8 protein-coding genes and 1 pseudogene are annotated in these 13,661 nt (G+C 66.1%); 4 read left to right on the top strand and 5 right to left on the bottom strand.

Going from position 1 to position 13,661, the window contains the following annotated elements; translation table 11 throughout:
• Positions 1–3: 3 nt before the first annotated feature.
• The 3 genes from ACIQXM_RS06360 to ACIQXM_RS06350 are packed head-to-tail and all read right to left on the bottom strand — an operon-like array spanning position 4 to position 3,586.
• Complete coding sequence (locus ACIQXM_RS06360; protein ID WP_400929193.1) at positions 4–909, bottom strand: MaoC/PaaZ C-terminal domain-containing protein; 906 nt, start codon at positions 907–909, stop codon at positions 4–6.
• A complete protein-coding gene (locus ACIQXM_RS06355; RefSeq protein ID WP_400929190.1) occupies positions 906–2,246 on the bottom strand; it encodes a 3-oxoacyl-ACP reductase in 1,341 nt (446 codons plus the stop codon). Before ACIQXM_RS06355 ends, ACIQXM_RS06360 begins: the two co-directional genes overlap by 4 nt.
• Before the next feature lie 2 nt (positions 2,247–2,248).
• The gene (locus ACIQXM_RS06350) at positions 2,249–3,586 is read right to left on the bottom strand and encodes an acetyl-CoA C-acetyltransferase (protein WP_400929188.1); all 1,338 of its coding nucleotides are present in this window, start codon (positions 3,584–3,586) and stop codon (positions 2,249–2,251) included.
• 75 nt (positions 3,587–3,661) lie between these two features.
• Here ACIQXM_RS06350 and ACIQXM_RS06345 point away from each other — a divergent pair, with 75 nt between their 5' ends.
• Together ACIQXM_RS06345 and ACIQXM_RS06340 are read left to right on the top strand one after the other, a co-directional pair.
• Complete coding sequence (locus ACIQXM_RS06345) at positions 3,662–4,348, top strand: TetR/AcrR family transcriptional regulator (protein ID WP_400929185.1); 687 nt, start codon at positions 3,662–3,664, stop codon at positions 4,346–4,348.
• Positions 4,349–4,470: 122 nt separating this feature from the next.
• Complete coding sequence (locus ACIQXM_RS06340; RefSeq protein WP_400929182.1) at positions 4,471–6,564, top strand: acyl-CoA dehydrogenase; 2,094 nt, start codon at positions 4,471–4,473, stop codon at positions 6,562–6,564.
• Positions 6,565–6,679: 115 nt separating this feature from the next.
• Here ACIQXM_RS06340 and glgA read toward each other — a convergent pair whose 3' ends face one another.
• A complete protein-coding gene (gene glgA, locus ACIQXM_RS06335; RefSeq protein ID WP_400929179.1) occupies positions 6,680–7,885 on the bottom strand; it encodes a glycogen synthase in 1,206 nt (401 codons plus the stop codon).
• Positions 7,886–8,022: 137 nt separating this feature from the next.
• On the opposite strand from glgA, the pseudogene glgC reads away from it, so the two are divergent.
• Positions 8,023–9,279, top strand: a pseudogene (gene glgC, locus ACIQXM_RS06330) (glucose-1-phosphate adenylyltransferase); the annotation flags it as partial.
• 174 nt (positions 9,280–9,453) lie between these two features.
• Positions 9,454–10,893 (top strand): SDR family NAD(P)-dependent oxidoreductase, encoded by a 1,440-nt coding sequence (locus ACIQXM_RS06325; RefSeq protein WP_400929176.1) that lies wholly within the window; start codon positions 9,454–9,456, stop codon positions 10,891–10,893.
• Between the two features lie 7 nt (positions 10,894–10,900).
• On the opposite strand, the gene ACIQXM_RS06320 is transcribed toward ACIQXM_RS06325, so the two are convergent.
• Positions 10,901–13,654, bottom strand: coding sequence for a cation-translocating P-type ATPase (locus ACIQXM_RS06320; protein WP_400929173.1), 2,754 nt, complete (start codon positions 13,652–13,654; stop codon positions 10,901–10,903).
• Between the last annotated feature and the right edge of the window lie 7 nt (positions 13,655–13,661).

The following is a 13,661-nucleotide window of genomic DNA, read 5'->3' as shown; positions in this document are numbered from 1 at the left end:
ACACTAGCAGGCCAGGGGCTGCACCGTACCGGCAAAGTGCCGGCGGCGGGAACGGCCGTTCCAGCCCACAAAGGTGGAGCCGGCATACCCGTCCGCCGTGTCCGTATCCGAGATCGACAGGGAGACCGTTGCCGGGAGGAACACCGGGGAGTCAAAGTCGATGGTCCACTCGTACGGCTCCGGGCGGCTCGCCACGATGTCCCCCACCACCCGCGAGGCCAGATACATGCCGTGCGCCAGCGACTTCTTCATGCCCAACGCCTTTGCGGAAAGGCTGCTGAGGTGGATGGGGTTGAAGTCGCCGGAGACAGCGGCGTAATTGCGTCCGGCATCCGCGCCGAGCCGCCATTGGGCCGTGGGCTGGGGCGGAACGAAGTCCGGCCTGGCCGCAGGGGAATCCGGTCGGTCGAACCGGGGCAGGAACACGCCCTTGGCCAGATAAGTGGACCGTCCGTGCCACACTGTTTCCCCGGAGTCCGCGGACTGGACCTCGGCGATCAGGTCCACCTGTGTCCCGGCGCGGTGTCCCCTCAGGTTTTCGGCCCAGGCGGTAACCGTGAGCGGCTCGGTGTAATGGATCGGCCGGAGGTGCCGGACGCTGTTGCTGAGATGGACCATGCCCAGCAGCGGCAGCGGGAAGTCATCGCGTGCCATCAGGCTCATGGCCACCGGAAACGCGAAGGTGTGCACATAGCCTGACGGCAGGTAGTCGGAGGCGCTGTGCAGCACCAGGCGCTGAAAGTCCGCCAGCCGCTCCAGCTCCACGTGTGCACTCCGGACGGTGTGCCGGTCGGAGGGAAGCGTCTGCGGCGCGGCGGACGAGGAAAGCCGCGCCCTGGCGGCGGAACCCACCGCGCCGACGTAGAGCTTCCCCAGGGCCGGGATCTCGGTGAGCTCGGTGTCGGTCATGCGCCCACCATGTTCTGGCCGCAGACCCGGACAACCTGGCCGTTGACTCCGGCAGCGGCGTCCGAAGCCAGGAAGGCAATGGTTTCCGCCACGTCGATCGGCAGGCCGCCCTGCTGCAGGCTGCTCAGCCGGCGCGCCACCTGCCGGGTAAGGGCCGGAATAGCCGCGGTCATGTCCGTCTCAATGAAACCGGGCGCGACGGCGTTGATCGATCCTCCGCGGGGGGCCAGCAGCGGCGCCGTAGCCCGCACCATGCCGATCACGCCGCCCTTGGAGGCTGCGTAGTTGGTCTGGCCCCGGTTGCCGGCAATGCCGCTGGTGGAAGCCAGCGAAACAATGCGGCCGTCCTGGCTGAAGGTGTCCGAAGCCAGCAGGGTGCGGTTCATCTTCAGCTGCGAGGCAATGTTCACGGCAATGACCGACTGCCAGCGGGATTCATCCATGTTGGCCAGCAGCTTGTCGCGTGTAATTCCGGCGTTGTGGATGACAATGTCCAGGCGTCCGTAGCGCTCGGCGGCGTGGGCCAGGATGCGCTCGCCGGCGTCGTCGCGGGTGATGTCCACCTGCAGTGCGGTGCCGGAGATGTCATTGGCAACCTTGGCCAGCTGCTCCCCGGCGGCCGGGACGTCCACCACAATGACCGTGGCGCCGTCGCGGTGCAGGGTGCGGGCAATCGCCGCACCGATGCCGCGCGCTGCGCCGGTGACGACGGCGATCTTGCCGGCCAGCGGGGCGTTCCAATCCGCGGGGAGCGTGCCGGCTTCGGACCCGACGGTGATGAACTGGCCGCTGACGTAGGCGCTGCGGCCGGACAGCAGGAACCGCAGGGCTGCTGCGGTGCCGGGGGCCGAGGCGGGCACCCCGTTGGCCAGGACGATGCCGTTGGCGGTGGCACCGCCGCGCAGCTCATGGGCAATGGAGCGCAGCAGTCCGTCAACGCCCTGCCGGGCAGCTGCGGCCTCGGGTTCCTGCGCCTCGGACGCGGGACGGGACACGGTAACCACGCGTCCGCCGGCGGCCAGGTCGCGCAGTGCCGCACCCGCAGCGAGAGTGGCCTCGCCCAGGTCTTCGGGGACGGCTGCGGTGTCCAGCACCAGCAGGATTGCTCCCAGTTTTTCCTTGGGTGTGGCATGGCGGCGTACGTCCAGGTCCCAGCCGAGCAGCAGCTGCGCGAGCTCATCGGCCGCCTCACCCTTGCCCAGGACCAGGACAGGTCCGGGGACCAGCGGCTTGCTGGGGTCGAAACGGCGCAGGATGCTCGGCCGGGGAAGCCCCAGCTTTTTGGCCAGTTCCTTGGTAATGCCGTTGTTAACGAGGTTCAGGTAGGTATCAGTCATAATCAGCGTGCCTCCAGGATCGCCACGAGGCCCTGGCCGCCGGCGGCGCAGATGGAAATCAGGCCGCGCCCGGAGCCCTTTTCATGCAGCATCTTGGCCAGCGAGGCGACGATGCGTCCGCCGGTGGCTGCGAACGGGTGGCCGGCCGCCAGGGAAGAACCGTTGACGTTGAGCTTGCTGCGGTCCACCGTTCCCAGCGGTCCTTCCAAGCCCAGCCGGGTGCGGCAGAACTCGTCGTCCTCCCAGGCAGCCAGGGTGGAGAGCACGGTGCCGGCAAAGGCTTCGTGGATCTCAAAGAAGTCAAAGTCGTCAAGGGTGAGGCCGTTGCGGGCCAGCAGGCGGGGTACCGCGAAGGCCGGAGCCATCAGCAGTCCGTCCTTGCCGTGCACAAAGTCCACGGCGCCGGCCTCGGCGTCAACGATGTTGGCCAGCATGGGCAGGTCGTGCTCGCGGGCGAAGTCCTCGGAACCCAGCAGGACCACGGACGCGCCGTCGGTCAGCGGGGTGGAGTTGCCGGCGGTCATGGTGGCTTCATCGCCCAGGCTGCGGCCGAAGGCGGGCTTCAGCTTGGCGAGCTTCTCCATGGAGGTGTCCGGACGCAGGTTGGCGTCCTTGGCCAGGCCGCGGTATGGCGTCACGAGGTCATCGAAGAACCCCCGATCATAAGCGGCGGCCATGTTGCGGTGGCTATTGAAAGCCAGCTCGTCCTGGGCTTCGCGGGTGATCTTCCACTGAGCGGTGGTCAGGGCCTGGTGCTCGCCCATGGACAGTCCCGTGCGCGGCTCACCGGTGGAGGGGGCATCCGGGGACAGGTCCTTGGGGCGGATCTTCGCGACGGCAGCCAGCTTCTGCTTGGCGGTCTTGGCGCGGGAGAGATCCAACAGGGCACGGCGCAGGCCCTCGCTGACGGCGATGGGCGCATCGGAGGCGGAGTCCACTCCCCCGGCAATCGCGGAGTCCAGCTGGCCCAGCTTGATTTTGTTGGCCAGGCTGATGACCGTTTCCAGGCCGGTGGCGCAGGCCTGCTGCACGTCATAGGCCGGGGTTTCCGGCGACAGCGCCGAACCCAGCACCGCTTCGCGGGTCAGGTTGAAGTCACGGGAGTGCTTCAGGACAGCGCCGCCGGCCACTTCGCCGATGCGCTCGCCCTGCAGGCCAAACCGGGCCACGAGGCCATCAAGGGCCGCGGTGAGCATGTCCTGGTTGGAACTGTAGGTGTACTTGCCGCCCGAGCGGGCGAACGGGATCCGGTTGCCGCCAATGACGACTGCTTTCCGGACGGAGGGGGAAGGGGTGTTGCCGCCGGTGGCGGCGGGCTCGGCCTTGGGCTGGACAGCCATGTGTTGTCTCCTTGGAAGATGCTGCAAGTGTGAGGGGAGTTACTGCAACCCAGCGTACCTGATACGCTGAGTATCGTGAACACTGCCGTAGAAGGTCCTTCCGCCTCCGCGCCGTCCGACGGACGTTCCCTGAGATGGGAAACGCACCGGGCCGAGCGCCGTCGTGCCTTGATCAAGGCCGCACGGCGGGCGGTCCATTCCCTGGGCGCCGGGGCCTCCATGGAGGAGATTGCGGCAGCGTCCGGCACGTCAAAGTCCGTCTACTACCGATACTTCGGCGACAAGGCCGGGCTGCAGCAGGCAATGGGTGAAGTGGTCCTGTCCCAGATGCAGGATAAGATCCTGGCCGCCGGCCGCACTGCGGAGTCACCCCGGGCAGGCCTGCAGGCCATGGTGTCCGCATATCTCCAGATGGCCCAGACATCCCCCAACGTGTACGGCTTTGTCACCGGCCTTCCCGGGGTCGAGGCGCCGGGGAACACCGAACCGGGTTTCGCCAAGAGCCTCTCCTCGTTCTTCGAATCCATTGCGGCAATGATGGAACGCGCCCTGCGCGCCTATCTGGACAGCGGTTCAGCCGCACCCAAGTTCGGCGTCGCGGCAGGATTCTGGCCGACGGCGGCACTGGGCATGGTGCGGGCCGCCGGAGAGCGCTGGCTGGCAACGGAAGCGGGACCGGACAAGCCCACTGAGGAGGAGATGACCAGGCAGCTCACCGCGTGGCTCTTTGACGGCATCGGCTACGAGCAGGGCTCCGCATGACCACGGTCCGGCAGCCCTGGGGGCAGCTTTCCGCCCGCAGGGGCATCTTGAGCATCACTTCCCAGCACTTAACAGGATTTCCCAGCACTTAACAGGTAAGACAAGAAAGAGAAGGACACGCAATGACGCAGACAGTCTCCAAGCCTGAACGCCAGATCCCCGCCGGTGCCGTACGCGACGATGACAACGCCGTCGTCAACGTTGAGGCACTGGGCCGCGCCCTGCTGGGCAAGTGGGCGGACATCCGCCTCCAGGCCCGTGCGCTCGCAGGCGAAGAAGCCCTGCACACCCCCGCCGGGCTGTCCCACACCGAGCACCGCAAGCGCGTGATGTCGCAGCTGAAGGTCCTGGTGGACACCAAGGCCGTGCACCGCGCCTTTCCGACCTACGTGGGCGGTGAAGACAACCACGGCGGCAACATTGCCGGTTTCGAAGAGCTGGTGGTCGCCGATCCGTCCCTGCAGATCAAGGCCGGCGTGCAGTGGGGCCTCTTTGGGTCCGCCGTGCTTCACCTGGGCAACCGGGAACACCACGAAAAGTGGCTGCCGGGCATCATGAGCCTGGAAATCCCCGGCTGCTTTGCCATGACCGAAACCGGCCACGGATCCGACGTTGCCAGCATTGCCACCACCGCCGAGTATGACGCCGCTGCTGAAGAGTTCATCATCAACACGCCGTTCCGCGCCGCCTGGAAGGACTACATCGGCAACGCCGCCGTCAACGGCAAGGCTGCAGTGGTCTTTGCCCACCTCATCACCAAGGGCGTGGACCACGGCGTGCACGCCTTTTACGTTGAACTGCGCGACGACAACGGCTTCCTGCCCGGCGTCGGCGGAGAAGACGACGGCGTCAAGGGCGGGCTCAACGGCATCGACAACGGCCGCCTGCACTTCTCCAATGTCCGCATCCCCCGGACAAACCTGCTGAACCGCTACGGGGACGTGGCCGCCGACGGCACCTACACCTCCAGCATCGAAAGCCCGGGCCGCCGTTTCTTCACCATGATCGGCACCCTGGTCCAGGGACGCGTGTCACTTGACGGTGCCGCGGTTGCTGCGAGCAAGCTGGCCCTGAAGACGGCCATCCAGTACGCCACCGAACGCCGCCAGTTCAACGGTGCCTCGGACATTGTCGAAGAAGTCCTGATGGACTACCAGCAGCACCAGCGCCGGCTGCTCCCCCGGCTGGCCACCACCTACGCTGCAGCCTTTGCCCATGAAGAGCTGCTCCAGAAATTCGACGACGTCTTCTCCGGTGCGCATGACACGGACGAAGACCGGCAGGACCTGGAAACCCTGGCAGCCGGCCTGAAGTCGCTGTCCACCTGGCACGCCCTGGACACGCTTCAGGAAGCCCGCGAAGCTACCGGCGGCGCGGGGTTCCTGGCGGAGAACCGGTTGACGGCGCTGCGTGCAGACCTGGACATCTACGCCACCTTCGAGGGCGACAACACCGTCCTGCTGCAGCTGGTGGCCAAACGCCTGCTCGCGGACTATGCCAAGGAGTTTGCCGGAGCGGACTTCGGCGTCCTGGCACGCTACGCCGTCGTGCAGGCCACCGACCGCACGATGCACCGCACCGGACTGCGCCAGATTGTCCAGTCCTTTGCCGACACCGGCTCGGGAAAGAAATCCGCCATTGCGCTGCGCGATCCCAAAACCCAGCACGACCTGCTCGCTGACCGGGTCGGCACCATGGTTTCCGAGGCAGCAGGGGCCCTGCGCGAGGCACGCAAGCTGCCCAAGGAGAAGGGTGCGGCAGTCTTCAACGACAACCAGCACACGCTGATCGAGGCGGCGCGCTCCCACGCCGAACTGCTGCAGTGGGAGGCATTCACCCGGGGGCTGGACCGGATCGAAGATGACGGCACCCGCCAGGTTCTGACCTGGGTGCGGGACCTCTTCGGACTGTGCCTGATCGAAAAGAACCTGTCCTGGTACCTGATGCACGGACGTCTCTCCACCCAGCGCGCCCGCACCCTCGGCCCGTACATCAACCGGCTGCTCGCCAAGATCCGCCCGCACGCGCTGGACCTGGTGGATGCTTTTGGTTATGGTCCCGAGCACCTGCGCGCCGCAGTTGCGTCCGGAGCAGAGAAGAAGCGCCAGGACGAAGCCATGGACTACCAGCGCATGCTCCGCGCCAGCGGGGCCGCTCCCGTGGACGAGAAGATCCTGATCCAGCGTAAGAAGCAGGCCGCCAAGTCCAAGCGGTGAGCAACAGCGGGCAGCTGAGCCAGCCTGCCCGCTGACCTGCGGATGTAAAAAGGTCCGGACTGCAATCTGCGGTCCGGACCTTTTACGTTGGTGGTGCTGCGGTGGCTGAGGGCCGCTAGCTGGCAGCAGGCAGCACCGAACGGTAGACCTCAAGGGTTGCCTGGGCAATGGATGCCCAGGAGAAATGCTCGGTGGCGCGGCGCCGGCCTTCCTCGCCCATCCGGTGGGCCCGCTCCGGGTCCGTGACCACTTCGGTCAGGGCAGCAGCGAAGTCACGGACAAAGGTCTCAGGGTCCAGCGGGGTACCGGTTCCGTCGGTGACCTGGTCGATCGGCACCAGCAGTCCGGTGACTCCGGGGTCCACTACTTCCGGTATGCCGCCTGTTGCGGAGGCCACGACGGCGGTTCCGCAGGCCATGGCCTCCAGGTTGACGATGCCGAGCGGTTCGTAAATGGACGGGCAGGCAAACACCGTGGCGGAGCTGAGTACCTTGATGAGCTCGGCACGCGGGAGCATCCGCTCGATGACGACGATGCCGCTTCGCTTTTCCCGGAGGTCCTGAATCAGGACAGCTGTTTCCGCTGCCAGCTCGGGCGTGTCAGCAGCACCCAGGCACAGTACGAGCTGCACTTCGGGCGGCAGCAGCGCCGCTGCGCGCAACAGGTACGGCAGGCCCTTCTGGCGCGTGTTGCGGCCCACGAACACCACACTGGGGCGGGCGGGGTCGATGCCCAGCGCCGCGATCCCTTCCGGGTCCGTGTCCGGCTGCCACAGCTCAACATCGATGCCGTTGTGCACCACCCGCACCTTGGCCGGGTCCACTTCGGGATAGCTGCGCAGGATGTCCTGGCGCATGCCTTCGGAGACCGCAATGATGGCGGCGGCGTCGTCGTAGGCCGTTTTCTCAACCCAGGAGGACAGCGCGTACCCGCCGCCCAGCTGCTCCGCCTTCCAGGGCCTCAGGGGCTCCAGGCTGTGGGCGCTGAGGACATGGGGGATTCCGTACAGCAGCGAGCCCAGATGGCCGGCCATATTGGCGTACCAGGTGTGGGAATGGACCAGGTCCGCCCCCTCCAGGCCCTGCAGGATTTCCAGATCGGTTCCCAGCGTCTGCACCGCCGGGTTGGCGGCATCAAGCTCCGCGGGAACGCTGTAGGCCTTCACCGAGGCACCGTGGTAATCAGCCTCCCGGGGAGCACCAAAGCAGTGGACCTGAAGGTCCACGTATTCGGCAAGCACACGGCTCAGCTCGGCAACATGGACACCTGCTCCGCCATAGATTTCGGGCGGGAATTCCTTGGACACAATATCTACTCGCACTAAACCAACGTAGTGCACCGGCGCCGCAGTGATCTAGTCTGAAGAACAGCAGACTTATTTAACGGGCTTGACAGCTTCGTCGAATATGTCGAAAGAACACCAGTGACACATGAAGCTACAAGCATGGGAAGTACAAAATGGCGCCAAAGAAGGTCCTGGCCGTTGTCCTGGCAGGCGGGGAAGGCAAACGCCTGATGCCCCTGACAGCGGACCGCGCAAAGCCCGCCGTCCCGTTCGCGGGACGTTACCGTCTGATCGACTTCGCCCTATCCAATCTGGTGAACTCGGGATACCTGCAGATCGTGGTTTTGACTCAGTACAAATCCCACAGCCTGGACCGCCACATCTCCGAAACGTGGCGGATGTCCACCCAGCTGCAGAACTACGTGGCATCAGTGCCGGCCCAGCAGCGCATGGGCAAGAGCTGGTTCTTGGGCAGCGCAAATGCGATCTACCAGTCCATGAACCTCATTGACGATGCCCGGCCGGACATTGTGGTGGTGATCGGAGCAGACCACGTCTACCGGATGGACTTCTCCCAGATGGTGGAGGCGCACATCGCGTCCGGAGCCTCGGTCAGTGTTGCCGCGGTCCGTCAGCCGCTGCACCTGGCCGATCAATTCGGTGTCATCGAAACGGATCCGGAAAACCCCGGACGAATTGGTGCATTCATCGAAAAACCCGCCACTACGGCGGGGCTCCCGGATGATCCGAACATGTTCCTGGCCTCCATGGGTAATTACGTTTTCAACACCGATGCGCTGGTGGAAGCATTGAATGTGGATGCTGAACGGCTTATTACCAAGCACGACATGGGCGGAGACATCATTCCGTACTTTGTTGAGCGCAACGATGCCGCGGTCTATGACTTTTCCCACAATGTCATTCCGGGAGCCACCGGCAGCGACCACCAGTACTGGCGCGACGTCGGTACTCTCGACTCGTACTACGACGCCACAATGGACCTGATTTCCCCGCTGCCGGCGTTCAACCTGTACAACCTGCAGTGGCCCATCTACACGCGCCAGAGCATTTCCCCGCCGGCAAAGTTCGTCCGCAGTGCTGCGGACCAGGCCGGTACGGCATTCGACTCGATCGTTTCCAACGGCGTCGTGATCTCCGGCGGCACCGTGACCCGGTCCGTCGTGGCACCGGATGTGTATGTGGACGCCGGCGCGGAGGTTACCGATTCCGTGCTGATGGACGGCATCCATGTAGGTGCGGGCGCAGTGGTCCGCCGGGCGATCATCGACAAGAACGTCCAGATTCCGCCGGGAGCCACCATTGGCGTGGACCGTGACCTCGACCTGGCACGGGGCTTCACCGTGACGCCCTCGGGGCTGACCGTACTGAGCAAGGGCCAGAAAGTCACCCTGCCGGAACCGGAAGCTGCGCCCGCTTAGGCACAGACTCCTGTGCAGGCCGCCGTTCACGGCAGCCTGTGATCTTCGACCGCCGCGGCGCCCCCAATACGGGGCGCCGCGGTGTTTCGTTGTAAGGTCGGATGGCACCAAAATTGCCTTCGCCGTGTCCACTGCCGGCGCCGATTCACAGCAGAAACGATTTTCATGAGCACCCCCGACCTGAGCCCCGAAGACCTTGCCGCCTGCCTGCGGGTCCTGTCCTCCATCCACGTCCTGGACGAGGAAGATCCGGACTACGTTGCCGTCCGGCGGGCCACCGCCAAGATGTTCAAGTCCGTGAAGAAGCACAAGAAGAATGAGAAGCGCAGTGCCGTCGCCGAGGCGGACCGCGCAGTCGTGGCCCTGACGGCCACCGGCGCCTCCGACCGGATCGACGACGAAACCCGCGGCGCGCAGCTGCGGACCTCGGCCCACGGCCCCTCGGCCGGCACGCTGCTCAAGCCGCGCAACTGCTACATCTGCAAGCAGCCGTACACCGTGGTGGACGCCTTCTACCACCAGCTCTGCCCGGAGTGCGCGGCCTTCAGCCACGCCAAGCGCGATGCCCGGACCGACCTCACGGGCAAACGCGCGCTGCTGACCGGCGGCCGCGCCAAGATTGGCATGTACATTGCCCTGCGGCTGCTGCGCGACGGCGCGCACACCACCATCACCACACGGTTCCCCAAGGACGCGGCCCGGCGCTTTGCCGCCATGGAGGACTCCGCGGACTGGCTGCACCGGCTGAAGATTGTGGGCATCGACCTGCGCGACCCGGCCCAGGTAATTTCCCTGACTGAATCAGTGGCCGCCGCCGGGCCCCTGGACATCCTGATCAACAACGCCGCCCAAACCGTGCGCCGGACCTCCAACGCCTACCAGCCGCTGGTGGACGCCGAACTCGAGGCACTGCCGGCGTCCGCCGCCATGCCGGAGCTGGTCACCTTCGGCCACACCTACGACGCCCACCCGACGGCGCTGGCCAGCTCGATCGCCGAGCACCCGGTGCTGGCCGGCGACGCGGTCACCTCCCTCGCGCTGACCGCCGGCTCCTCCTCACTGGAGAAGCTGAACGCGGGTACCGCCATCGACGCCGGCGGGCTGGTGCCGGACACCGCTCCGATCAACAGCTGGACCCAGGTGGTGGACCAGGTGGAGCCCCTGGAAATGCTCGAAGTGCAGCTGTGCAACGTGACCGCGCCGTTCCTGCTGGTCAACCGGCTGCGTCCGGCCATGGCGGCCTCTTCGGCCCGCCGGAAGTACATCGTGAACGTCTCCGCCATGGAAGGCCAGTTCAGCCGCCGGTACAAGGGACCGGGCCATCCGCACACCAACATGGCCAAGGCCTCGCTGAACATGCTCACCCGCACCAGCGCCGGGGAAATGCTGGAAACGGACGGGATCCTGATGACTGCCGTGGACACCGGCTGGATCACCGACGAACGTCCGCACCCCACCAAGGTGCGCCTGGCAGAAGAGGGCTTCCACGCTCCCCTGGACCTGGTGGACGGTGCTGCCCGCGTGTATGACCCGATTGTCATGGGCGAAGCCGGAGAGGACCAGTACGGGGTCTTCCTGAAGGACTACAAGCCCTCACCCTGGTGAGCCGGCGCTAAGCCGGAAGGGTCTCCCGTTCGCGGAAACGGGAGACCGCCTTGCGGATCTCCGACACCCACAGCACCGTTGAACCCACGCCCAGGGCCAGGAACCACTGTCCCGAGGTGAGGTCCGTGGTGTCAAAGAGCCCCTGCAGCGCCCCCAGCTGCACCACCAGGACCTGCAGGACGACGACGGCGGCCAGCGACACCCAGATGGCCCGGTTGGTGAAGGTTTGCCAGGCGAAGACACTGCCGTTCGCCGAGCGGACGTTGAGCAGGTTGAACGCCTGGTAGAACACGAAGGTGGTGAAGGCCAGCGTGGTGGCGAACAGCGGATCCCCGGCGTTTTCGGGATACATCTGCGGTGCCAGGTACAGGACGGTGCACGTTCCTGCAGCCATCACCACTCCCATGGTCAGGATCTGCATGATCCGCCGGCCGGTCAGCAGAGGTTCGCGGGACGGCCGCGGACGCTGTTTCATCAGGTCCGGATCGGCCGGATCCACACCCAGGGCCAGGGCGGGCGGCCCGTCCATGATGATGTTGACCCACAGGATTTGCAGGGCAGTGAAGGGCGCTCCCCCGGCCAGCGAAAAGGCCGCAGCCGCCAGGAAAATCAGGACGAAGCCCCACGCGGTGGTGAGCTGGAACCGGACAAATTTGATGATGTTGGCGTAGATCCCCCGGCCCTCCTGGACCGCGGTAACGATGGTGGCGAAGTTGTCGTCCGTCAGGATCATCTTTGCCGCACCCTTGGAGACGTCGGTGCCGGTGATGCCCATGGCAATGCCGATGTCCGCGCGTTTCAGCGCCGGGGCATCATTGACCCCGTCCCCGGTCATGGCGACCACCGCGCCGTCGGCCTGCAATGCACGCACCATCCGGATCTTGTGTTCGGGCGAGACCCGGGCCAGCACCCCGTAGCCGGGGGCCCGCCGCTGCAGCTCTTCGTCATCCAGGTTCTCCAGAGCTGCGCCGGACACGGCTTCCCCGGTGATTCCCAGATCCCGCGCGATGGCTGAGGCGGTGATGAGATGGTCCCCGGTGATCATGTGCACGCTGATCCCCGCTTCGCGGGCGCGGGCAATGGCCTCTGCCGCCTCGCTGCGGGGAGGATCCATGATGCCCACCACGGCGTAGATGGTCAGGCCCGCCACGCTGTCCCGCAGCTCGTCCGGGTCTGCGGGCAGCGGTTCTTGCGCCGGGCGGCCTGCCACGGCCATGGTGCGCAGCCCGCGCTCCGCGAACGCGGTGACTTCGTCACTGATGCGCCGGCGGTCCTGGGAAGTCAGCGGCCGCCGGCCCTCGGCGGTGGCGATGAATTGTGACCGCTCCAGGAGTACGCCGGGCGCACCCTTGGCATAGCAGAACACTTCATTCCCGGGCCCCGGGCCCTGCCCCGATTCCTTGTCGGCAGGGCGCCGGTTGAATGTGGCCATGAACTTGTAGTCCGAATCAAAAGGCACCTCAGCGATGCGCGGATGGGACGCGCGGGCACCTTCGGCGTCGATGCCGCCCTTCTCCGCGAGGACCACCAGCGCCCCCTCGGTGGGATCGCCGGTGAGTACGCCGTCGCGCACCGAGGCATCGTTGCACAGTGCGAAGCCCAGGAAGGCCACCGACAGTGCCGGCGCCGGACGCCCGTCCGCACTAAGTACCGCGCCCTCCGTGGAGTAGCCGGAGCCCGAGACCCGAAAGACCCGTCCAGACGCGGTATAGAGACGCCGGACGGTCATTTCGTTCAGGGTCAGCGTGCCGGTTTTGTCGGTGCAGATCTGCGAGGTACTGCCCAGCGTTTCCACCGCGGACAGCTGTTTGATGATGGCACCGCGCGCGGCCAGCCGGGAGGCTCCCATTGCCAGGGTGAACGCGACGACGGCGGTCAGCCCCTCCGGTATGGTGGCCACCGCCAGGGAAACGGCGGTCAGGAACAGGTCCTCCCAGCTGTCACCGCGCAGCAGGCCCAGAACAAACACCACGGCCACGACAATCAGCGCCACGTAGGTGAGCAGCCGGGCCAGCTGGTCGATGCTGCGCTGCAGCGTGGTCTTTTCCTCCGCGGTGGAGCCGAGCAGATGGGCGATCCGGCCGATCTGGGTGTCCATGCCGGTACCGGTGACCAGCAGGACGGCCCTCCCCCGGCTGACGTCGGTGTCCATGTACAGCATGTTGGTCCGGTCCGCCACCGGCAGTTCCGGGTCGGCCAGTGCGGCCGTTGTCTTGTTCACCGGCTGGGACTCTCCGGTGAGGGCGGCTTCGGCCACCTGCAGCCGGACTGCTTCCAAGAGCCGACCGTCAGCGGGGACCGTGTCCCCGGCTTCCAGGAGGACCACGTCCCCCGGCACCACCTCGGTGCGGGGAACATCCACGGAAACGCCGTTGCGCCGTACGGTCGCAACGGACACCGCGCTGCTGCGCAGGGCCTCCAAGCTGTTCTCCGCCCGCTGCTCCTGGACATAGTTCAGGGTGGTGTTCAGCGCGATCACCACCAGGATAACCAGCGGGGTTTCCCATTCGCGGGATACGACGGCGCTGATCACGGCTGCCGCAATCAGCACCAGGATCAGCCGGTCCGACAGGAGCCGGACAATCTTCTGCCAGCCCGGAACCTTCCGGCCGGCGGCAAGTTCGTTGGGTCCGTACTGTGCCAGACGCTGCCGGGCCTGATCCGTGCTGAGCCCCGCTGCCGGCGAGACATCCATTTGTGCTGCGGCCTGTCCCGTGGAACGGGTCCAGGGGTGCTCCGGGATCTGCAGCTGGTCAGCCATGTGGTGC

Source organism: Arthrobacter sp. NPDC097144, assembly GCF_044762205.1.
Lineage (GTDB): Bacteria > Actinomycetota > Actinomycetes > Actinomycetales > Micrococcaceae > Arthrobacter_B.
The sequence above is the reverse complement of the archived record's forward strand: the minus strand, read 5'-3'. Positions and strand labels throughout refer to the sequence as shown.

Bases quoted from the DNA above. Each gene is read 5' to 3' on its own strand.
- ACIQXM_RS06360 (WP_400929193.1), bottom strand. From the start codon at position 909: ATGACCGACACCGAGCTCACCGAGATCCCGGCCCTGGGGAAGCTCTAC.
- ACIQXM_RS06340 (WP_400929182.1), top strand. From the start codon at position 4,471: ATGACGCAGACAGTCTCCAAGCCTGAACGCCAGATCCCCGCCGGTGCC.
- ACIQXM_RS06355 (WP_400929190.1), bottom strand. From the start codon at position 2,246: ATGACTGATACCTACCTGAACCTCGTTAACAACGGCATTACCAAGGAA.
- ACIQXM_RS06320 (WP_400929173.1), bottom strand. From the start codon at position 13,654: ATGGCTGACCAGCTGCAGATCCCGGAGCACCCCTGGACCCGTTCCACG.
- ACIQXM_RS06325 (WP_400929176.1), top strand. From the start codon at position 9,454: ATGAGCACCCCCGACCTGAGCCCCGAAGACCTTGCCGCCTGCCTGCGG.
- ACIQXM_RS06350 (WP_400929188.1), bottom strand. From the start codon at position 3,586: ATGGCTGTCCAGCCCAAGGCCGAGCCCGCCGCCACCGGCGGCAACACC.